Consider the following 22,282-nt stretch of genomic DNA (forward strand, 5'->3'; position numbering starts at 1 on the left):
AAAGATAAAAAAAGCATCCGCCAAATGACGGATGCTTTTTACTATTATTTCCATAAACTAGCTTATGCTAACATTGTCACAGGATTCTCTAGATATGACCGGAGTGTTAATAAAAATTGAGCCCCAGTTGCACCATCTACTGTTCTGTGGTCACAAGCCAAAGTTACTTTCATTGTATTACCAACCACGATTTCATCGTTGCGAACGACCGGTTTTTCAACAATGGCTCCTACAGATAAAATGGCTGAATTCGGCTGATTGATAATCGATGTGAAATCGGTAATACCAAACATACCTAAGTTAGAAACTGTAAACGTACTTCCTTCCATTTCGGTGGGAGCTATTTTTTTGTTTCTGGCCTTGCCTGCCAAATCTTTAACAGACGCACCTATTTGTGTCAATGACATTTGGTCAGCGAACTTTAATACAGGCACCATCAATCCGTCAGGTACCGCAACTGCTACACCGATATGAACGTGTTGGTTATAAATCATTGCCGCGTCGCCCCAAGTTGTATTTACTTGCGGATGCTTTTTCAACGCCATTGCACAAGCCTTCACTACCATATCATTAAAGGAAACCTTAGTCTCTGGTAGGTTGTTAATTTTCTTTCTAGAAGCGATAGCATCACTCATATCAACTTCGATATTCAGATAGTAATGTGGTGCTGTGAATTTAGATTCCGAAAGTCGTTTCGCAATCACTTTACGCATCTGAGAATTTTTCACCTCCTCAGTACCTTCTTGACCCACAGGAAGGTTTATGATTGGTGAGGCAGCTACAGCATTGCTAGTAGATACTTCTGGAGTAGCGGCAACCGGAGTTGCAGTTTGCACAGCGGGCTGATAATTCTCAATATCCTTCTTTACAATTCTTCCGTGGTCACCTGAACCTTTTACGTCAGCTAGGTTTACCCCTTTTTCTTTTGCTATTTTCTTAGCTAATGGAGAAGCAAATATGCGCTGTCCGTCATTCGCAGAAACGGTCGCTGCTGGAGCTTCCGTTTTCGTCTCAGTCGGTTTTCCTGTTTTCTTTTCTTCGGATGGAGCACTTGTAGCAGCACCAGAAGCACCTCCCTTTAAAACTGCATCAACATCAGTTCCAGCAGGACCAATTACGGCTAAAACCTCATCTACAGGAGAAGATTCTCCTTCTTGAATACCTATGTACAATAGAGTACCCGAGTAAAAAGACTCAAACTCCATCGTCGCCTTGTCAGTTTCAATTTCAGCAAGAATATCTCCTTCTTCAACAGTATCACCTACTTTTTTCAACCAAGCGGCAACAGTACCTTCTTCCATGGTATCACTTAAGCGAGGCATGGTAATCACCTCAACACCTTCTGGAATTTCAGTAGGCTCTGAACTTGCAGCTGGAGTGACTTCTGAAACCGCTTCCGTTTGGGCAGCATGCTCTTCCTTTACTTCTACGGGAGCAGCACTTCCATTTAATAATCCTGAGATATCTTCTCCTTCTTCACCGATAATTGCCAATAATACATCCACTGGAGCAGTATCACCTTCGGCAACACCAATATGTAATAAGGTTCCTTCGTTAAAGGATTCGAATTCCATAGTAGCCTTATCCGTTTCGATTTCAGCTAAAATATCTCCCTCTTCTACTTTGTCTCCCACATTTTTCAACCAAGCGGCAACAGTGCCTTCTTCCATGGTATCACTTAAACGGGGCATATTTACTACTATCGCCATCTATCTCTTATTTATGTTCTACAAATGGAAAATCTTCTTGCTCGTATACCATATCGTATAATTGTTGTACTGGCGGATAATCTGATTCCTCAGCGAATTTCTCACACTCGGCAACTCTTGCTTTCACCCCTTTGTCAATCGCTTTGATTTCATCTTCCGTAGCATACTCATTCTCTTTGATGATATCCAAAACCTGTGTTATTGGGTCAATTTTCTTGTATTCTTCAACTTCTGCTTTGGTTCTATAATGTTGTGCATCTGACATAGAGTGACCTCTATAACGGTAGGTTTTCATTTCTAGAAAAGTTGGACCGCCACCACTTCGAGCTCGCTCAATTGCTTTGCTCATTTCTTCAGCAACGGTGACAGGGTTCATTCCGTCTACAGGTCCACAAGGCATTTCATAACCTAGACCTAATTTCCAGATATCAGTTGAATACGAAGTCCGCTCTACGGATGTTCCCATCGCGTAGCCGTTATTCTCACAAATAAAAACTACTGGCAATTGCCAAAGCATCGCAAGGTTTAAGGCTTCGTGAAAAGCACCTTGCCGCACAGCACCATCACCCATATAACAAAGAGTAACATTATCTCTACCTGCATATTTATCTCCAAACGCCATTCCAGCACCTAATGGAATTTGACCACCGACAATACCATGGCCACCGTGAAAACGATGTTCTTTTGAAAAGATATGCATAGAGCCTCCCATTCCTTTTGAGGTTCCAGTTACCTTACCATATAATTCAGCCATTACAGCTTTTGGGTCAACTCCCATACCTATTGGCTGCACATGATTTCTATAAGCCGTAATCATTCGGTCTTTAGTCAAGTCCATCGCATGTAAAGCTCCCGCCAAAACTGCTTCCTGACCATTATATAAGTGTAAGAACCCTCTAACTTTTTGTTGAATGTATACTGCCGCAAGTTTATCTTCAAACTTTCGCCAAAACAACATGTCTTCGTACCACTTTAAGTAGACCTCTTTGGTGATTTTTTCCATTAACTATTGTATTTGTAGAATTTCGGTGAAAACGAAAAACAAAAATACATATTAAATCAATAGTGGGAAAAAATTGAAGAAAAAGCTTTATTGAAAATTACGTCTGTAACAAAGGTTTACGAAATTGTAGATTTCGATACGATTTTTGACTTTATTGCAAGAAGGAATTGGTAAAAGCAAGTGGAAGAATATCGCCAATAGAATTACATTTCAACACTTCGCCAACAGCACCCATCATTAGTAGTTGAATGGGTTGTTTTTGCTTCACTTCGTATTCGGATATTGACTGACGACAATTACCACAAGGGGCAGCTGGTTTATCGACTTCATAGTTTTTTGAGGTTGCAGATATCGCAATCGATTTAATTATAACATTTGGATACTTGGCGCCTGCTTGAAAGATGGCAACCCGCTCTGCACATAATCCTGATGGATAGGATGCATTCTCTTGATTGTTACCGATAACCACTTCTCCATTTTCTAAAAGTAAAGCCGCTCCAACCTGAAAATTAGAATAAGGGGCGTAAGCATTTTTTCGCGCTTCAACCGCCGCTATCATCAACTTTAGGTCAACCTCATGAAGCTCATCGATTGACTCATAAATCTCAAGTTCGAAAGCGATGTTTTTCTTTTCCATTGTTCGAATTTAGACAACTAAATGCAAAAAATAACAAAACCCACTCGAAAGCAGGTTTTATTAAATACGTTATCAATTATTCTTTTAGTCATTGAAATACTCTTCACCTAAATTAAAGGTAAGTGAAAAGCGCAATGTATTTTCCAGAGGGTTTCTAACTTGTGAAGTGGAGAACAAATACGACAAATCAATCTGTGCAGATTTGAACGCAAAACCAGCACCTAAAGTGGCGTATTTACGTGAACCTTTCTCTTCACTTTCATTGAAGTACCCCGTACGAATCATAAAGGAATCTTGATAGGTATACTCAGCACCAAGTGCCCAAGTAAACTCTTTTAACTCTTCACCAAAGCCATCAGGCGCATCGCCGAAAGACTTCCCGATACCTTCGAAAAATCCGATTGACTGATACTCATCATTATCTGCTCTATCTAAAACCCCATCACCGTTAAAATCTTGAGGTGTTGGTACTAGAAGCTTATTGAACTGTGTAGTTAAACCAATAACGTTATCTTGGTCTAGAATAAAATCGAAGCCAAAACCTGCAGCCAAATTAGTTGGTAAGAAATTCTCTTGACCTCCTTCATCATATTGAATTTTTCCTCCAAGGTTAGAAAAATTGAATCCAGCTCTCCATCGACCATCAAAACTGTTGTAGGCTTTCTCTCTAGATCTATAGTATCCGGAAACGTCAACAGCAAATGAACTCGCCGCTTGAGAATCCACATTGTTATCACCTTGCGGAAGTCTTAAATTAGAACGGATAAAACGTCCGCCTACAGACATTGAAAACGTTGGACTCAACTTTAGAGCGTATGACGCATCTAAAGCTAATTCGTTTGGTTTAGCCGTTGTGCCTGGGTCATTAGCAAATTGTCTCAATTCGATTTCACCTAAGGTAAAATAACGTAGACCTATTCCAAACGCACTATTATCATCTATCTTATTGTGAAAAGTAGCGTTTAACAAAGAAATATCAGTAATTATACTTTCTAAATAAGGAGTGTAACTAACCCCTATGCCCATCTTTCTCTCGGCAAAAGCAAATTTTGCGGGATTCCATTGTTGCGAAAAAGCATCTGCTGAAGTTGCTACTCCAACATCGCCCATACCGGCAGAACGGGCATCAGCTGCAATGGTTAAAAAGGGAACTGCTGTTGTAATAACTCTATCATTATCTTGGGCTGATAATTTACATACAAAAGCAAGTAAAACAAGTATTGAAAATTTCTTCATTTCTTTCAAGAATAGGTTTAATTGGTATTTTTTTTACAGAACCAATTGTTATGAATAAATAGGTCGTATGACACGTAAACGGGCATTTTAAAGATATCTTATGTAAGAACCCCATTATTTTTACTGATTTTTAAAACGAATAAAACAAAATTGAGGAACCTAAATACCTAATAAATACCCTTAGTCGCCTTTAAGCCATAATCCTTAACAGCAAAATAAAACGGAAGACGAACCATACTAATGGAGAATTTTTACCGTTATGTAATTTCCATAACTATCTTTTTAACTGAAGGTGGTGTCATAGCTTTTGAAAAAAAAATTAAAGCAATGAAATATTATGTCTAAATCGTCGTTTTAAATGGCGAAAGTGATACTTAATTTAATCAAAACCCAAATCAAAAACTACTTGTAATAGCAGTTTACTTATTTGAATCTCAAGTCCTAATTATGAAAAAAAAGTTTATCAAAGTTGTACTTTCTTTCGCAGTAATAGCGGGAGGTTTTACAGTAACCAGCTGCAAAAAATCTTCCTCTTCAAAAAGCGTTTCAAGAGCTACAGGTTGGAAAATTAATGACAAAGAAGGTGGTTTCCAATTTAACACCGATTTCAAGGAGCAAGAAACTGCTCCAGGTCTTGTGTTTGTAGAAGGTGGTACTTTTACTAAAGGTAAAGTACAAGATGATGTAATGCATGATTGGAACAATACTCCAACTTCGCAGCATGTTCAATCCTTTTATATGGATGAGACAGAGGTTACGAATGTTATGTATCTTGAATATTTAGATTACTTGAAGAGCGTTTATCCTCCAGAAAATCCGAAATACACAAATATCTATAAAGGTGCTTTACCTGATACTTTAGTTTGGAGAAACCGTTTAGGCTTTAACGAAACTATGACAAATAACTATTTGCGTCATCCAGCCTATGCTGAATACCCTGTAGTTGGTGTTAATTGGATTCAAGCTACTCAGTTTGCAGAATGGAGAACTGATAGAGTTAATGAAGTATTATTAGAGAAAGAGGGTTACCTATCTTCAGAAGCAAAATACAAAGCTGCATCAGGCGAAGTTGAAGGCACCTTTAGTACTGAAGCATATTTAAATAGACCTGAATCTGTTTATAATGGTCAAATTGATTCTTTACAAGGAAAGCAGAAAAAAGATAGTGTAAACACATTCGCAAACAGAAGTACTGGAATTATCTCTCCTGAATACAGACTACCAACAGAAACAGAATGGGAATATGCTGCTCAGGCGAATCAAGGTACACGTGAGTATAACAACTACAGAGGTAGAAAAAAATATCCATGGGAAGGTGACTATACCAGAAACGGACAACGTGTCGGTAGAGGTGATCAGTTAGCCAACTTTAAGCAAGGAAAAGGTGATTATGGTGGAATCGCAGGATGGTCTGATGATGGTGCTGATATTACAGCAGAAGTTATGTCTTACAAGCCAAATGATTTAGGCCTGTACGATATGGCAGGTAACGTAGCTGAATGGGTATCTGATGTATATCGTCCTATTGTTGATGATGAGGTAAGTGATTTCAACTATTATAGAGGTAACATTTATATGAAAACCGCAATTGGTGAAGATGGTAAAGTAAATATCCTAAGAGACTCAGTTGTTTATGACACGTTGCCAAATGGTAAGGTGGTAGCCGTTAACCTTCCTGGTGAAATCAAGATGGTTCCTGTTGATGAAGAAGAAACTTATTTAAGAACTAATTTTGACTCTAGTGATAATAGAGCATATAGAGATGGTGATCCAGGTTCATCAAGATTCTTTGATAGATTCAGTGATGAAGAAGACGAGGAAAATCAAAGAAAAATGTACGATTCACCTAAGCATAAAGTTGAGCGTGATTCGGCAGGAAAAATAACACGTCAGTATGACCAGTCTAACAACAGAACAACTTTGATAAACGATGAGGTTCGTGTTTTCAAGGGAGGTTCATGGAGAGATAGAGCATACTGGTTAGACCCCGCTCAAAGAAGATACTTACCGCAATATATGGCAACAGATTATATTGGTTTTAGATGTGCCATGTCAAGAGTTGGTTCTAAGTCAAAAACAAAGAACAAAACACCAAGAGGTAAAAAAGCAAAGTAAGGAATTGCTGGAGAAAGATAGAAAGCCCTGATATTTATGTCAGGGCTTTTTTTATACTTTTGTTTTATGAATATAGCCAAATTGTACTCCATTTTTTTAGAGTTCCCAAACGTATGTACAGACACTCGTAAAATAACCAAAGACTGTATCTTCTTCGCTTTGAAAGGTGATAACTTCAATGGAAATAAGTTTGCTTTTGATGCACTAAAAAAAGGAGCGAAATACGCAGTAATCGATGAAAAAAAATATGCGGATTCTAATTCTTATTTACTAGTTGGTGATGTTCTAAAAACACTTCAAGAATTGGCGAAACATCACAGAAATGAAAGTTCTGCAAAAGTGATTAGCTTGACGGGGAGTAATGGCAAAACCACAACCAAAGAATTAATCAATTGCGTACTTTCAAAAAAATATAAAACTATCGCCACCGTTGGTAATTTGAATAATCATATTGGTGTTCCCTTGACGCTCCTATCCATAAAGCCCGAAACTGAAATTGCAATTGTAGAAATGGGCGCTAATCACCAAAAAGAAATTGAATTTTTATGCGGAATTGCACAACCTGATTTTGGATACATTACAAATTTTGGTAAGGCTCACCTAGAAGGCTTCGGTGGTGAGCTAGGAGTTATAAAAGGCAAAAGTGAATTGTATGATTATCTCTTATCCAACAACCAAAATGTTTTTCTAAATGCAGATGATCCTATTCAATTGGAAAAGCTTGGAAGGCACATAAAAAAAATTGGTTTCAGTAAAGACAATCATGAATTTTATAGGATTGAATTTTTGGAGGCAAATCCTTTTGTGCAAATTAAAATTGAAGATCTTACCATCAATTCGCAACTCATCGGAAGTTATAATTTTACCAACTGTGCAGCGGCTGTTCTTATGGGCAAATACTTTGGAGTTCCTTTGGAAGCTGTAAAGGAAGCTATCGAATCATATGCCCCTGCAAATAATCGCTCTCAAATTTTAAACAAAAATGGACACAGCGTTATTTTGGATGCCTATAACGCCAACCCGACTAGTATGAAAGCGGCCCTAGATAATTTTCAAACCATGGAAGGCAAAAACAAAATAGCTTTCTTAGGTGATATGTTTGAGCTTGGTATAACAGCTAAAATAGAACATCAGAACATTGCAGACTTGGCGGCAGAACATGACCTAAATGATGTGTATTTGATCGGTGAAAATTTTAACGGCATTAAAACTTCTTTGAAAACATTTGAATCTTTTGATTCAGTAGCTGATTATTTAAAAAATAATCCTTTAAAGGAAAAGGCAGCTTTGCTAATAAAAGGTTCGCGCGGCATGGCTTTGGAGCGCCTGTTAGATATCATCTAAATTCCTCTACACTGAAAATTCAAGTGGGTCATACTGGATTCGAACCAGTGACCTCTGCCCTGTCAAGGCAGCGCTCTAAACCAACTGAGCTAATAACCCTTTGAAGTTTGCTAAGGTAGTATTTATTTCAATTTTAAAAACAATCCAAAAATACTCTTCTAAATAAAAAAGCTTCCGATAAATCGGAAGCTTTTTTTGTGGGCCCTACTGGATTCGAACCAGTGACCCCCTGCTTGTAAGGCAGGTGCTCTGAACCAACTGAGCTAAGAGCCCTAAAAAGGGATTGCAAATATAGAATAGTTTTAGTTACTCCAAAAGAAAAAGAAAGAAAAAATTAAACCACCTCAGCCACCACAAAATTACTTCCTCCAATAAAGATGAAATCCGATTTTGAAGCATTCTTTTCTGCAGCTTTTTTGGCCTTCTTTACCGAACTATAAACTCTCCCTTTTAAACCTAATTTAATCGCTTCATCCTTCAATAAATCAGCATCTAATCTTCTTTGAATATTTGGTTCGCAGAAATAATAGACAGCACTCTTTGGAAATAGCGGAAGAACTGCTTCCAAATTTTTATCCTTCACAAAGCCCAGAACAATATGCAATTTATCAAACTTTTGTTGCTCGATTTGCTCCAAAACCAATGTCAATCCTTCTCTATTATGCGCGGTATCACAAACTATTTTAGGTTGTTTTTCAAGTATTTGCCATCTTCCAAGGAGACCTGTGTTTTCGACCACTTTTTTAAGTCCTGTTTTAATGTGCTTTTTTCGAACGTCAAATCCATTCAATTCCTTTAAAGTAGCAACAACACCTTTAATATTCTTCGATTGGCAATTTCCTAAAAGAGAGGTTTCAAACTCAACTTCCATTGTTTGACTTGCGAATGCTAGCTTTGAATTTTTCAATTTGGCTACGCCTTCGAATACTTCAGAAATTTCCTTTTGATATTCGCTAACCACAATAGGAACATTTTCTTTTATGATACCCGCTTTTTCATAGGCGATTTTACCCAAGGTATCACCAAGAATATCCATATGGTCCAAACCAATGTTAGTAATCAGGGAAACCTCCGGAGTTATAATATTAGTAGAATCGAATCGGCCTCCTAAGCCTACTTCTACAATAGCGATGTCTACATTCTTCTTAGCGAAATAATCGAAGGCCATCCCAACAGTCATTTCGAAAAATGAGAGTTTATTTTCCTCAAAAAAAGATTCATTTTTTGAAATAAAATCTACTACGAACTTCTTACCAACTGTTTTACCGTTGATTCGAATGCGCTCTCGGAAATCTTTTAAATGGGGTGAAGTATATAATCCGACTTTATGCCCTGCTTCTTGCAAGATGGAAGCCAGCATATGGCTACTGGAGCCTTTACCATTGGTTCCTGCAACATGAATGCTTTTGAATTTTTTCTCAGGATTACCCAAATGTTCTGAAAACAGAAGTATTTTATCGAGCTTGTGACTGAGTGCGTCTTTTCCCAGTTTTTGATACATGGGAAGTTGCGCGAACATCCACTCTAAAGTCTCTTTGTAGGTCACTCTCCTAACTTGAAATTCACCACTACAAAACCTACTTGAGAACTAGGCGCATTGGAATCCAAATTCCATTTGTGCTTAAATGCAGTTTTCTTAGCCGGTTCTAGCAAACACGGATCATTGTTGGTTGTTCCTTTTACTCCAGGGGTTGCACTTATTACATTCCCATTTCTATCCACAACGATTTTAACCACTACTCTACCTGCCTGATTGCATTCTTGTGGCACTTTACCTTTTCGTACTAACGACCGTCCGTTAAGTCCGTAACCACCTGTTCCGCTTCCTGAACCGGGACTACCATAATAACTCGTAGCATAAGGGTCTCCCCCAGGCTGGCCTTTATCCCCAGCTCGATCATCATCGCCTTCTGAACCAGATGCCGTCCCGTCGGACTTGTTTAGTCCGCCCATCAACTCATCAAGTTTCTTCTTTTTGGCTTCCTGTTCTTTTCTAGCCTTCTCCTCAGCATCTTTCTTTTGCTGGGCAATTTTAGCTGCTTTGGCTTTCTCTCTCTTTATGGCGTCTTCCTTTCTCTTTTGCTCTGCTTTGGCAGCATCTTCAGCTCTTTTCTTAGCCTCTTTGGCTTGCTTGATTTTTATGGCTTCCTCACTTTCCCTGGTCAATACCTTTTCTGAAGGCGATTCTTTCTCGACTACTTTTTTAGGTTCTTCTTCTACAACTTCCTCCTCAATCACTTCCTCTATTACTTCTTCTTGTTTTGTAGGTTCAACGGGCGGTGTATCTAAAGGTTCCGAGCGAATTTTTTCTTTGGGTTGAACTCGTCCTTTTCCAAATTCTGTGGTTCCGAAATTAACTGAAATACCGTTTTCTTCAGGAGGATCTATATAGGTAAGTCCTATATAGAAAAGTACAAGGAGTAGTACACTCAACAGCAGTGTCGTGAGTGTAAATGATTTTTTCTTGTGTCTCGTATCTAAGAATGACATGCGCTCGTACCTAGTTAGGTCGCACGGCCAAAATAACTTTGTAATTGTTTCTGTTGGCAATATCCATAACGTTTACAGCTTCTTTTATAGCTACGCTTTCCTCTGCCCTTAGAATAATTGTGGGTTTATCTTGTCCTTCTAGTGCCTTTTTTAATTCAATTTCTATATAGTCTCCGTTAATTCTTTCATTGTTCACAAAATACTGTAAGTTCTTATCGATACTTACGGATACATTTTGCGTATTAGTGGACTTCCCCTTCGCTTTTGGCAAAAGTAAATCTAACGCATTAGGTGAATTCGCAGTTAGCATGAAAAATATCAATAACAGGAATACGATATCCGTCATTGAAGACATGCTAAAGTCAGGACTCACTTTATTTCTTCCTTTTAACTTCATAATACCAGCTTATAGTGGTTCGTTCAAAAGATCTAAGAAATCAACTGCATTAGCTTCCATCTTATGTACCACCTTATCGGTTCTATTCACCAGGTGATTATATCCGATATAAGCGATAATACCAACAATTAAACCGGCAACAGTTGTTGTCATGGCCGTGTAAATACCTGATGCCAATGATCCCATTTCCGCCTGACCACCACTAGTAGCCATCTCATGGAATGCCAAAATCATACCAATTACGGTTCCTAAGAAACCAATCATTGGTGCCGCACCGGCTACGGTAGCCAAAATACTGACGTTTTTCTCTAGTTTATACACTTCAAGAGTACCAGCATTTTCAATCGCCGTGTTGATGTCATCTAAAGGTTTTCCTATACGAGAAATACCCTTTTCCGTTAATCTAGCGACTGGTGAATCTGTTTGCGCACATAACATTTTTGCCGCATCTAATTTGCCTCCACTAACATGATCGCGTATTTGGTTCATGAAGTTACTATCTATTTTTGACGCCGCCTTAATAGCAAAAATGCGCTCAAAATAGATATACAATGCCACAAATAGCATAATGAAAAGGACAGATATGATAACCACACTACCCGTACCACCATTAAATATCAAATCAATTACTGAGAGTGTTTTTTCTTCGGAGAGCACATCACCCATTTCAGGGTCCTGCGCAAGGTCTTGGAATAATAGCATAGAATTCTTTAATGTGTATAGTTGCCCTTATAACGGTAGTTTATCGATAAAAGTATACGATTTATATAAATTGTCGCAATAAAATAAAGGTAACTGCACCAGCCAAAAATCCGATTGCGGCCAGCCATGTAATCTTCTTTAAATACCAGAAGAAATCAATCTTTTCCATGCCCATTGCAACTACTCCCGCAGCGGAACCAATAATCAACATACTCCCGCCTGTTCCAGCCGAATATGCAATAAAATGCCATAGTTGGTCATCCAACGCTTCTGAGAACATTCCTAAACTAGCTGCAACCAACGGAACGTTATCGATTACCGCTGAGCCTACCCCTAACAAGACGACTACTAAATCAGAAACACGGGTTCCCGCCATTTCGGTGCCTACCAATTCTACATTATCCTGTAACCATGTGGCAAAACCGAAGAGTTGTCCTAATGATTCCAAAGCTGCTACAGCCATAAGAATTCCTAAGAAAAAAAGAATACTAGGTAATTCAATTTTTGACAAGGAACTATGCACCGGACTATGGTGTGCTGACATATGCTCACCATCATCATCATGGACACTGCTAATATTGAATTTACTCTTACTATATATTTCGGCAAATGTCGCTACCACACCTAAGGAAAGCATCATTCCCACATATGGAGGCAAGTGGGTAACCGTTTTAAAAATAGGCACAAAAACAATCGCCCCTAATCCTAAGTACAGCATTCTGGCACTCAACTTACTGGCAGGCTTATCATCTCCTCCAGATGTCTCCAAATTGCCTTTGAAGGCCGGTAAAAAAGAAGCAATAAAGGCAGGCACCAGCATGCATATTAATGAAGGAATTAGTAAGTAACTAATCAATTTTACAGTGGTCACTTTATTTCCAATCCAAAGCATTGTGGTGGTTACATCACCTATTGGCGACCAAGCACCACCAGCATTTGCAGCGATAATAATTAGACCTGCGTACCAAATACGGACATCACGCTCTTTCACAATTTTCTGCAAAATGGAAATCAAAACAATTGTAGCGGTTAAATTATCAATGATTGCAGAAAGAATGAAAGCTAGAATACAGAAAATCCATAAAATTTTACTTTTACTCTTCGTCTTTACAAAACCTTTGATTGTCGCAAAACCATCGAAATAATCAATGATTTCAACGATGGTCATTGCTCCTAAAAGGAATACTAGAATCTCGGCAGTCTTACCAAGATGATGTAACAAGGTTTCCTCCATCAAATGGAGTTTATCCTCATGCCCCATTCCTGCAAAATTATCAACTAAGGCATGTTTACCCGAATCAAACCAAGTTGTGAAACCATCTATACCCAAAGCGATTAACGCCCAACATATAGCCATCATAACTAAGGCTGGTATGAGTTTATCGATTTTTAAATTGTGCTCAAGTGTTATTGCTAAATAGCCGAGAACGAATACGAGTATAATTGCTGATTCCATAGAGTGGTTGGTTTATATTAATTGTTTCAATGCAATTTCAAATCCTGTGGAACATAAATTGGTTTTCGAAGGATTTTGCTTAAAGATATTTAAAATTGCTTTCCGAATGGTATCTGAAGTGTCTTTAAATATCAATTCGTCGTCAATTCCTACTCTTTTTTCCATAAAATAAGCAAAAACCCGAGCCATTCCGCAGTTACTTACGAAATCTGGAATAAGGCTAACTCTCCCATCTGTATATTCCATTATCGGCCCGAAAAAGATTTCCTTATCTGCGAAAGGCACGTTTGCTCCGCAAGAAATCACTTCTAGTCCAGTATCAATCATTTGGGCAATCTGTTCCTTAGTGATTAGTCGGGAAGCTGCACATGGCACGAAAATCTCCGTTGGTAAATTCCAAATACGCTCATTGATTTCCTCAAAAGGAATCAACTGATTAGCATCGGCCATCAAACTATTTCCTTTCTTGTTCAGAAAAAACTGCTGAATCTCTTCAAAAGAAAAGCCTTCTTCATTAATTACTCCCCCAGCCCTATCAATAATTCCGACCACCTTGGCACCCATTTGTGCTAAATAATAAGCCGCGGCACTACCTACATTTCCAAAACCTTGTACCACTGCTTTTTTGCCAACTACGTTTCCGCCGTAAATATCGTAATAGTGCCGAACAGCTTCTGCAACTCCATAACCCGTAATCATATCAGCTATGGTATACTTTCTTCCTACTCCAGGAGAAAATTTATCGGTTTCGATAGCCTTGATTACACCCATTCTGAGTTGACCAATACGATTGATTTTATCGGCTTCCGTTGGTTTGAAGTGACCGTTAAAAACCCCTTCTTGCGGATGCCAGACTCCAGCATCCTCCGTAATCGGAATGACTTCGTGAATTTCATCGACATTCAAATCCCCACCAGTGCCATAGTAGCTTTTCAAAAGCGGGGCCACGGCATGATACCAGCGCTCTAAAACTCCTTTTTTTCGTGGGTCGTTAGGATTGAAATTAATCCCTGATTTTGCTCCTCCTATCGGTGGGCCCGACACCGTAAACTTTACTTCCATGGTCTTTGCCAAAGAAAGTACTTCATTCATATCCAGTCCTTCCCGCATTCGGGTTCCTCCACCTGCCGCTCCTCCTCGAAGTGAGTTAATGACTGTCCAGCCTTCAGCTTCTGTTTGAGAATCTTTCCAGTTAAAAACGATTTCGGGTTGTTTGTTATCGTATGCTTTTAGTAATTCTTTCATTACAATTCATTTATAAAATTATGTAATCCAATTTTCATTCGTGTTGCGTTTGAAATTTTCATTTTCCCCATACGGGGTTACTGCTGGTCCATAATTTTATATTTAATCGATACGAAAAAATCGAAGTCAACAAATATAAAAATTTGCAATTGGTTTAGAAGTTTTCTGCTCGTTAAAAAGACTTTTTTTTAGCCCAATACTATCCCAAATATGATTCTTAATTTCCAGCTTACCCTTATCTTTGCTCAAAGAAAATTTAAAAGATATTCTATATGGATTTTTCACTATCGGAAGAACACCTCATGATACAAGAAGCGGCAAGGGATTTTGCTCAAAATGAACTACTCCCAGGAGTTATTGAGCGGGATGACAATCAAGAGTTTCCTACCGAACAAGTCAAAAAAATGGCGGAATTGGGGTTCCTAGGAATGATGGTAGACCCGAAATACAACGGTAGTGGAATGGATACGATGTCTTACGTCATTGCCATGGAAGAACTTTCCAAAATAGACGCTTCCGCCTCTGTCATCGTTTCCGTTAACAACTCTTTGGTCTGCTATGGACTTGAAACTTATGGTACCGAAGAACAAAAAGAGAAATATTTAAAGCGTCTAGCTTCTGGAGAAATCATTGGGGCCTTCTGTTTATCTGAACCTGAGGCGGGCAGTGATGCCACTTCGCAAAAAACTACTGCAATTGACAAAGGCGACCACTATGTTATCAACGGCACCAAAAACTGGATTACCAATGGGAATTCTGCTGAAGTCTACTTGGTAATTGCACAAACTGATAAAGAAAAAGGGCATAAAGGCATTAACGCCTTAATCGTTGAAAAAGGTGCTGAAGGATTTGAAATTGGCCCTAAAGAAAATAAGTTAGGTATCCGTGGAAGCGATACGCATTCATTGATTTTTAATGATGTGAAAGTGCCTAAGGAAAATCGTATTGGTGAAGATGGTTTCGGATTTAAATTTGCCATGAAAACCCTTGCAGGAGGAAGAATAGGAATCGCCGCACAAGCATTAGGTATTGCAGCAGGAGCGTATGAACTAGCTTTAAAATATTCCAAAGAGCGAAAGGCATTTGGAACAGAAATTAGCAATCATCAAGCGATAGCTTTTAAACTAGCAGACATGCACACACAAATTCAGGCGGCCAGACATCTAGTTTATAAAGCAGCATGGGATAAGGACCAAGGCAACAACTACGACCTTTCAGGAGCGATGGCAAAATTATACGCCTCGCAAGTGGCCATGGAAACAACCGTAGAAGCCGTTCAAGTTCATGGTGGTAACGGATTCGTGAAAGACTATCATGTTGAACGTCTGATGCGTGATGCCAAGATTACGCAGATTTATGAAGGTACTTCTGAAATACAAAAAATTGTAATTTCAAGAAGTGTATTGAGAGATTAAAAGAATATTTTCTAGAGTTAGAACAAGCAACCCCTCCTTTTTGAGGGGTTGCTTGTTTAAAATCACTCGAAAAACTGTTAAGGCAATACTATTGCAAGGGTTTTTTGTTACAAATCAATAGTCGACGCTTTTTACCCCCTAAAATACACCTCAAATAGCCTCCGAATGACTTAAATTTATCAGATTGATAATTTAAGTCATTCAAAAATCTTTATTTGCATAATTTTTAACGATTATTTGATATCGTTGAATATTTTTATTCATTTCATTTAAATCAATAAAAATAGCTCAGCAAAAAGGTTATTTTTGAAGAAATACGATAATTTATGAGGCTAGAGAAACAGGGGCTATACCTACCGGAATTTGAGCATGATAACTGCGGCGCAGGATTCATTTGTAGTTTGAAAGGAAAGAAGTCGAATGACATCATTCACAAAGCACTTGAGATTCTTGATAAGTTAGAACATCGCGGTGCGGTAAGTGCTGATGGAAAAACAGGTGATGGCGCGGGAATCCTTATTGATATTCCTCATGATTTCTTTGTAGCCGAATGTAGTTTCGAATTACCCGCACCAGGTCAATACGCGGTTAGTAATGTCTTTCTTCCTCAAAAAGAGAATCAACGTGATTTTTGTGTAAAGGTTTTTGAAGAAAACATTAAAAAACAAGGGCTTCAACTTTTAGGCTGGAGAGATGTTCCCGTGAACCGTTCAGTTCCGGGAAGAATCGCCATGGAAACTGAGCCCTTTGTAAAACAACTCTTTATCGCCAAGGAGAACGCTGAGCAAGACGAATTCAATTTCAATTTGAAACTTTTTATAGCTCGGAAAGTAACCGAGCATACCATTATCAATTCTAAACTTTCAGAGAGCGGTTTTTTCTATGTTCCAAGTCTCTCCACAAAAATTATCATTTTCAAAGGCCTTTTGATGCCTAAAGACATTAGTCTTTATTATAAAGATTTGATGGACCCAAGAGTTGTCACTAGACTTTCTCTAGTACACCAAAGATTCTCTACAAACACCTTCCCTACTTGGGATTTGGCTCAGCCTTTTAGATACATGTGCCACAATGGCGAGATAAATACACTTCGCGGCAATGTCACCAGAATGCGCTCCCGAGAAGAACTTTTAGAAAGCGATTGGTTTGGCGAAGAGATTAAAAATATTATTCCGGTTATCCTTCCGGGGAAATCTGATTCTGCTACCATGGATATGGTGGTGGAATTACTATTAATGACTGGCCGCTCACTTCCAGAAGTGATGATGATTTTGGTACCTGAAGCATGGGAGAAAAATCCTGATATGTCGGAAGCCAAAAGAGCTTTTTACGAATATCACTCCTGTATGATGGAACCTTGGGATGGACCTGCATCCGTTCCCTTTACCGATGGGAATTATATCGGTGCTGTTTTGGACAGAAATGGACTCCGTCCGTCAAGATATACCGTCACCAAAGATGATTATGTGATTATGTCTTCAGAAGTTGGTGTCGTTGATATTGCTCCGGAAAATGTGGAATTCCACGGAAGACTTGAGCCAGGCAAAATGTTCTTGGTAAATATGGAAGCCGGTCGTATCATCAACGATGAGGAAATAAAAGATGAAATTGCAAAGCGTCATCCCTATCAAAAGTGGTTGGATAAAAATCTAGTACACTTAAAGGATATTCCTTATAATGATTGTCCACTTTTCTTAGGAGAAGCATCTTTAGACAAGCGAAAAGCCGCCTTTGGTTATACCTTGGAAGATATCAATACGATTATCCTTCCCATGGGGAAAACTGCCAAAGAGCCTATTGGTTCGATGGGTTCAGATACCCCTATTGCGGTTCTATCCGAACGTCCTCAGTTGATATACAATTACTTCAAGCAATTGTTTGCTCAGGTTACAAACCCACCATTAGATGGTATTCGCGAGGAATTAATTACTGATATCAGCCTTACTTTAGGTAGTGACCATAATATTTTCGATTTCTCGGAATTGCATTGCCGAAAACTAAAAATTCAGAATCCGGTAATCTCAAAAGAAGATTTGGACAAAATCAAAAACTATGATGCTAGTCCGGATTATAAAGTGGTTTCAATTCCTACCTTATATGAAATAGAAAAAGGACACAATGGTTTAGAAGATGCCTTGGAATCTATCTTGAACCAAGCTTCGAAAGCCGTGGATGAAGGAACTAATATCATTATTCTTTCAGATAGAAATGTTAGCGACAAGCAGGCGCCAATTCCCGCTTTATTAGCTTGTTCATTTGTAAATAGTGGATTACAAAAACTAGGAAAGCGCTCAAAATTAAGTGTTATAGTAGAATCTGCTGAACCTCGAGAAGTACACCATTTTGCTTTGCTTTTTGGTTTTGGTGCCAGTGCTATTAATCCCTATTTGGTAAATGAAATCATTGGTGAACAGATTGAGGAGCATGATATAACAGAGTATACCTTCGATGAAGCAATTAAGAACTACAACAAAGCTATTGGCAAGGGTATTCTTAAGGTAATGAACAAAATAGGCATCTCTACTTTAAATTCTTACCGTGGGTCACAACTATTCGAATGTATCGGAATAAATACAAAAGTTGTTGGTAAATACTTCCCGAATACACCTACTAGAATTCAGGGTATCGGATTGTATGAAATTGAGAAAGAGATTGCCAAACGTCACGCCAAGGCATTTGCCAAAAAAGAAGTAGCGGCGAATTTAGATGTACCCATGGGCGGTGAATACCGCTGGAGACGTGATGGCGAAAAACACATGTTCAATCCATTATCGGTAGCAAAACTTCAAAAAGCGGTTCGTAATAATGAAACTGATAGCTACAAGGAGTTCTCAGAAATGGTGAATGAACAGTCTAAGAATTTAATGACTATTCGTGGTTTGTTTGAGTTTTCAAACTATGACCCAATTCCATTAGATGAAGTAGAACCATGGACGGAAATCGTAAAGCGTTTCAAAACGGGAGCGATGTCCTACGGTTCTATTAGTAAAGAGGCACACGAAAACCTTGCCATTGCCATGAACCGAATTGGTGGTAAGAGTAATTCAGGTGAAGGTGGGGAAGACGCAGAACGTTTTTATAAAAATGCTAGTGGAGATTGGCGGAATAGTGCCATCAAGCAAGTAGCATCAGGTCGTTTCGGGGTTACTTCCGATTACCTGACCAATGCCAAAGAGATACAAATAAAAATGGCGCAAGGTGCTAAGCCAGGTGAAGGCGGGCAATTGCCAGGACCGAAAGTAAATCCGGCTATTGCCAAAACGAGAAATTCAACTCCTTATGTGGGATTGATTTCCCCTCCTCCACATCACGATATTTATTCCATTGAAGATTTATCACAATTGATTTTCGATTTAAAATCAGCAAATCGCGAAGCAAGAATCAATGTGAAATTAGTTTCCGAAATAGGAGTTGGTACCGTTGCTGCGGGTGTAGCAAAAGCCAAAGCGGATGTTGTATTGGTATCAGGTTTCGATGGTGGCACAGGAGCATCTCCTCTAACCTCATTAAAACATGCAGGTCTTCCATGGGAATTAGGAATCGCCGAAGCGCAACAAACTTTAGTCATGAATGATTTGAGAAATAGAATTGTCTTAGAATGTGATGGACAACTAAAAACAGGTCGTGACGTTGCTGTTGCTTGTTTATTAGGAGCAGAAGAATTTGGTTTTGCCACTGCACCTTTGGTTGCCTCAGGTTGTATTATGATGCGTGTTTGCCATTTGAATACCTGTCCAGTAGGAATTGCGACTCAGAATCCTGAATTGCGTAAGAAGTTCAAGGGCAAGCCAGAACACGTTGTGAACTATATGTATTTCGTCGCTCAAGAATTGCGTGAAATAATGGCTCAACTAGGTTTTAGAACTGTTAATGAAATGGTAGGGCAAGTCCAAAAATTGGACCGTAAACAAGCGATTAATCACTATAAAGCAAATGGTATCGATTTGACTCCAATTTTACATCAAGTTGATGTACCTGCAGGAACTAAATTCTACAATACGCAAAAGCAAGTGCATGATGTAGACAAGTCCATTGAGTTTGAAATTATTGAAAAGGCAAATCCTTCTTTATTTAGAAAGGAAAAAGCTGTTTTAGATTTTCCAATTTGTAATACGGATAGAGCGGTCGGAGCAATAATTAGTAATGAAATTTCCAAAATATACGGAGCTCAAGGCCTTCCGATAAATACACTCAAATTGAATTTCACAGGCTCAGCAGGACAAAGCTTTGGAGCATTTGCGACCAGAGGTTTGACCATGACCGTAAACGGAAATACCAATGACTATTTAGGTAAAGGATTATCAGGAGCTAAGTTGGTTATAAAAGTACCGGATGGGTCTACAATTGTTCCTGAGGAAAATGTTATTACTGGAAACGTTACGCTCTATGGGGCTACAGCCGGAAGAGCCTATATAAACGGAAAAGCTGGCGAACGCTTTTGTGTTCGAAATTCGGGTGCAAAAACAGTAGTCGAAGGTATTGGAGACCATGGTTGCGAGTATATGACTGGCGGGGTTGCCGTAATTCTGGGCGAAGTAGGAAGAAACTTTGGTGCTGGAATGAGCGGTGGAATTGCCTTTGTTTATGACAAGAACAAAACCTTCGAGAAAAATTGTAGCAAAGAAGGCCTGAATCTTTTAGCCGTTGAAGAAGACCAAGATATCAAACAACTACGTGAATTGATTGAAAGTCATTATAATTATACAATGAGTCCATTGGCGCAACGTATTCTTGAAAATTGGGAAGATTGTTTACCTGATTTTGTGAAGATATTTCCTGAGGAATATCGTCAAGCTTTGATTCGCTTGGAAGAAGAAAAACTACAAACTATATAAATCGAGACATGGGAAAGATAACAGGATTTTTGGAATTCGATAGAAAAGTGGAAGGTTACACAGCCGTTGAAAAGCGGGTGAAAAATTACAAGGAGTTTACCGTTCCTATGGACGAAAAAGAACTTAAAGACCAAGGTGCCCGTTGCATGGATTGTGGTATTCCTTTCTGCCATAGCGGCTGCCCCTTGGGAAATTTAATTCCGGATTTTAATGATGCTGTTTACAGAGGGAAATGGGAAAAGGCTGCAGGTATTTTGCATTCGACGAATAACTTCCCGGAATTTACGGGAAGACTATGCCCCGCTCCTTGTGAGGAAGCATGTGTTTTAGGAATTAATGAGGACCCTGTTTCTATTGAAAATATTGAAAAGAACATTGTTGAAACTGCCTTTGAAAAAGGATGGATTGTAGCCCAACCTCCGGCAACAAGAACTGAAAAGAAAGTTGCAGTAATAGGTTCAGGCCCTGCAGGACTTGCCGCCGCACAGCAGTTAAATAGAGCTGGACATACAGTTACCGTTTTTGAAAGAGATGAAAAGCCTGGTGGATTATTGCGTTACGGAATTCCAGATTTTAAAATGGAAAAACACGTGATTGACCGAAGGCTTGCCGTTTTAGAAGAAGAAGGTATCGAATTTAAATGCGGAGTTAACGTCGGGATTGATGTTAAAGCTGACGAGCTGAAAAATGATTTTGATGCAATTGTTCTCTGTGGAGGCGCAACTGTTCGAAGAAATTTACCTATCAAAGGCTCAGATTTAAATGGAGTGGTACAAGCGATGGATTTTCTTCCTCAAAATAATAGACGCGTAGATGGTGTCAAGAAATTTGAAAACGAAATTCTTGCCACAGACAAAGACGTTGTTGTAATAGGTGGTGGTGATACGGGTTCAGATTGTATTGGAACCTCTATTAGACATGGTGCCAAATCAGTTTCAAATTTTGAAATCATGCCAATGGCTACTGAAGAACGTCCAGAAGGTCAGCCTTGGCCTTTTTGGCCTATGCGCCTTAGAACTAGTTCTTCGCATAAAGAAGGGGCTGAACGCTTTTTTAGTATTTCCACAAAAGAATTTATCGGTGACAAAAATGGTAATCTGAAAGGATTAATAACCGCAGAAGTAGAATGGATTAAACAACCTGGTCAACGACCTATTTTAAAGGAAGTTGAAGGAACCGAAAAAGAATGGAAATGTGAATTGGCATTACTTGCAATGGGCTTTACAGGTTCTGAAATGACGATCGCCGAGCAGTTAGGTTTAGAAGCTGATGCTAGAACGAACATTAAGGCTTCTGAAAGTAATTATCAAACAAATGTTCCTGGAGTATTTGTTGCTGGTGATCAGCGTAGAGGACAATCACTAATCGTTTGGGCAATTTCAGAGGGTAGACAAGCAGCACATCATATTGATACATTCCTAATGGGAGAATCGTATTTACCTTTAAAGGGTGAAGGTGATTTGCCAAGGGTGTAACACTAGAATCATATATAATTAAAAAGCCACTTCAATAGAAGTGGCTTTTTTGATTGTTTACTTTTTCATGCCATAATTTTATAAAAAAAGCCCCTTCACAATTGTGAAGGGGCTTGAAGAAGGCGGCTACCTACTCTCCCACTTGGTGTAGCAGTACCATCGGCGCAGATGGGCTTAACTTCCCTGTTCGGAATGGTAAGGGGTGAGCCCCATCGCCATGGCC

The 22,282-nt window shown here is 39.0% G+C and carries 15 protein-coding genes, 2 tRNA genes and 1 rRNA gene; 5 read left to right on the top strand and 13 right to left on the bottom strand.

Translation table 11 applies throughout. The annotated features are described in order from the left end of the window. Positions 1 to 62: 62 nt before the first annotated feature. The 4 genes from ACKWCD_RS18840 to porV all read right to left on the bottom strand — a co-directional run bounded on the left by ACKWCD_RS18840 (position 63) and on the right by porV (position 4,585). Positions 63 to 1,709 carry a pyruvate dehydrogenase complex dihydrolipoamide acetyltransferase gene (locus ACKWCD_RS18840; protein ID WP_413985519.1) on the bottom strand — a complete coding sequence of 549 codons (1,647 nt, stop codon included), beginning with the start codon at positions 1,707 to 1,709 and terminating at the stop codon, positions 63 to 65. Between the two features lie 7 nt (positions 1,710 to 1,716). After that, entirely contained in the window at positions 1,717 to 2,712 is a 996-nt protein-coding gene (gene pdhA, locus ACKWCD_RS18845; RefSeq protein ID WP_138659167.1) for a pyruvate dehydrogenase (acetyl-transferring) E1 component subunit alpha, read from the bottom strand. 151 nt (positions 2,713 to 2,863) lie between these two features. Further along, a complete protein-coding gene (gene cdd / locus ACKWCD_RS18850; RefSeq protein ID WP_413985520.1) occupies positions 2,864 to 3,349 on the bottom strand; it encodes a cytidine deaminase in 486 nt (161 codons plus the stop codon). An 84-nt stretch (positions 3,350 to 3,433) separates the two neighbouring features. After that, on the bottom strand, positions 3,434 to 4,585 hold the full coding sequence (gene porV / locus ACKWCD_RS18855) for a type IX secretion system outer membrane channel protein PorV (RefSeq protein ID WP_413985521.1): 1,152 nt from the start codon (positions 4,583 to 4,585) through the stop codon (positions 3,434 to 3,436). A gap of 447 nt (positions 4,586 to 5,032) precedes the next feature. Here porV and gldJ point away from each other — a divergent pair, with 447 nt between their 5' ends. Both gldJ and ACKWCD_RS18865 read left to right on the top strand, forming a co-directional pair. After that, a complete protein-coding gene (gene gldJ, locus ACKWCD_RS18860) occupies positions 5,033 to 6,700 on the top strand; it encodes a gliding motility lipoprotein GldJ (RefSeq protein ID WP_413985522.1) in 1,668 nt (555 codons plus the stop codon). Positions 6,701 to 6,766: 66 nt separating this feature from the next. Next, a complete protein-coding gene (locus ACKWCD_RS18865) occupies positions 6,767 to 8,044 on the top strand; it encodes a UDP-N-acetylmuramoyl-tripeptide--D-alanyl-D-alanine ligase (protein ID WP_413985523.1) in 1,278 nt (425 codons plus the stop codon). Positions 8,045 to 8,068: 24 nt separating this feature from the next. Here ACKWCD_RS18865 and ACKWCD_RS18870 read toward each other — a convergent pair. The 8 genes from ACKWCD_RS18870 to ACKWCD_RS18905 form a co-directional block, all read right to left on the bottom strand. After that, positions 8,069 to 8,143: transfer RNA gene (locus ACKWCD_RS18870), tRNA-Val, on the bottom strand. 99 nt (positions 8,144 to 8,242) lie between these two features. Then, positions 8,243 to 8,317: transfer RNA gene (locus ACKWCD_RS18875), tRNA-Val, on the bottom strand. 61 nt (positions 8,318 to 8,378) lie between these two features. After that, positions 8,379 to 9,590, bottom strand: a complete 1,212-nt coding sequence (locus ACKWCD_RS18880; protein WP_413985524.1) for a bifunctional folylpolyglutamate synthase/dihydrofolate synthase — start codon at positions 9,588 to 9,590, stop codon at positions 8,379 to 8,381. After that, complete coding sequence (locus ACKWCD_RS18885) at positions 9,587 to 10,534, bottom strand: energy transducer TonB (RefSeq protein ID WP_413985525.1); 948 nt, start codon at positions 10,532 to 10,534, stop codon at positions 9,587 to 9,589. The genes ACKWCD_RS18880 and ACKWCD_RS18885 overlap by 4 nt, the downstream gene beginning before the upstream one ends. A 10-nt stretch (positions 10,535 to 10,544) precedes the next feature. Then, complete coding sequence (locus ACKWCD_RS18890; protein WP_413985526.1) at positions 10,545 to 10,931, bottom strand: ExbD/TolR family protein; 387 nt, start codon at positions 10,929 to 10,931, stop codon at positions 10,545 to 10,547. Between the two features lie 9 nt (positions 10,932 to 10,940). Then, positions 10,941 to 11,633, bottom strand: coding sequence for a MotA/TolQ/ExbB proton channel family protein (locus ACKWCD_RS18895; RefSeq protein WP_138659178.1), 693 nt, complete (start codon positions 11,631 to 11,633; stop codon positions 10,941 to 10,943). A gap of 61 nt (positions 11,634 to 11,694) precedes the next feature. Then, entirely contained in the window at positions 11,695 to 13,089 is a 1,395-nt protein-coding gene (gene nhaD / locus ACKWCD_RS18900) for a sodium:proton antiporter NhaD (RefSeq protein ID WP_413985527.1), read from the bottom strand. Positions 13,090 to 13,101: 12 nt separating this feature from the next. After that, positions 13,102 to 14,334, bottom strand: coding sequence for a Glu/Leu/Phe/Val dehydrogenase dimerization domain-containing protein (locus ACKWCD_RS18905; RefSeq protein ID WP_413985528.1), 1,233 nt, complete (start codon positions 14,332 to 14,334; stop codon positions 13,102 to 13,104). A 272-nt stretch (positions 14,335 to 14,606) separates the two neighbouring features. On the opposite strand from ACKWCD_RS18905, the gene ACKWCD_RS18910 reads away from it, so the two are divergent. The 3 genes from ACKWCD_RS18910 (at position 14,607) to ACKWCD_RS18920 (ending at position 22,059) form a co-directional block, all read left to right on the top strand. Next, positions 14,607 to 15,749 (top strand): acyl-CoA dehydrogenase, encoded by a 1,143-nt coding sequence (locus tag ACKWCD_RS18910; protein WP_413985529.1) that lies wholly within the window; start codon positions 14,607 to 14,609, stop codon positions 15,747 to 15,749. 326 nt (positions 15,750 to 16,075) lie between these two features. Further along, the gene (gene gltB, locus ACKWCD_RS18915; RefSeq protein WP_413985530.1) at positions 16,076 to 20,584 is read left to right on the top strand and encodes a glutamate synthase large subunit; all 4,509 of its coding nucleotides are present in this window, start codon (positions 16,076 to 16,078) and stop codon (positions 20,582 to 20,584) included. A gap of 8 nt (positions 20,585 to 20,592) precedes the next feature. Continuing rightward, positions 20,593 to 22,059 (top strand): glutamate synthase subunit beta, encoded by a 1,467-nt coding sequence (locus ACKWCD_RS18920; RefSeq protein WP_413985531.1) that lies wholly within the window; start codon positions 20,593 to 20,595, stop codon positions 22,057 to 22,059. A 117-nt stretch (positions 22,060 to 22,176) separates the two neighbouring features. Here ACKWCD_RS18920 and rrf read toward each other — a convergent pair. Beyond that, a 5S ribosomal RNA gene (gene rrf / locus ACKWCD_RS18925) occupies positions 22,177 to 22,282 on the bottom strand; the annotation flags it as partial.

Origin of the sequence: Maribacter taeanensis (assembly GCF_047345145.1) — a bacterium.
GTDB lineage: Bacteria > Bacteroidota > Bacteroidia > Flavobacteriales > Flavobacteriaceae > Maribacter_C.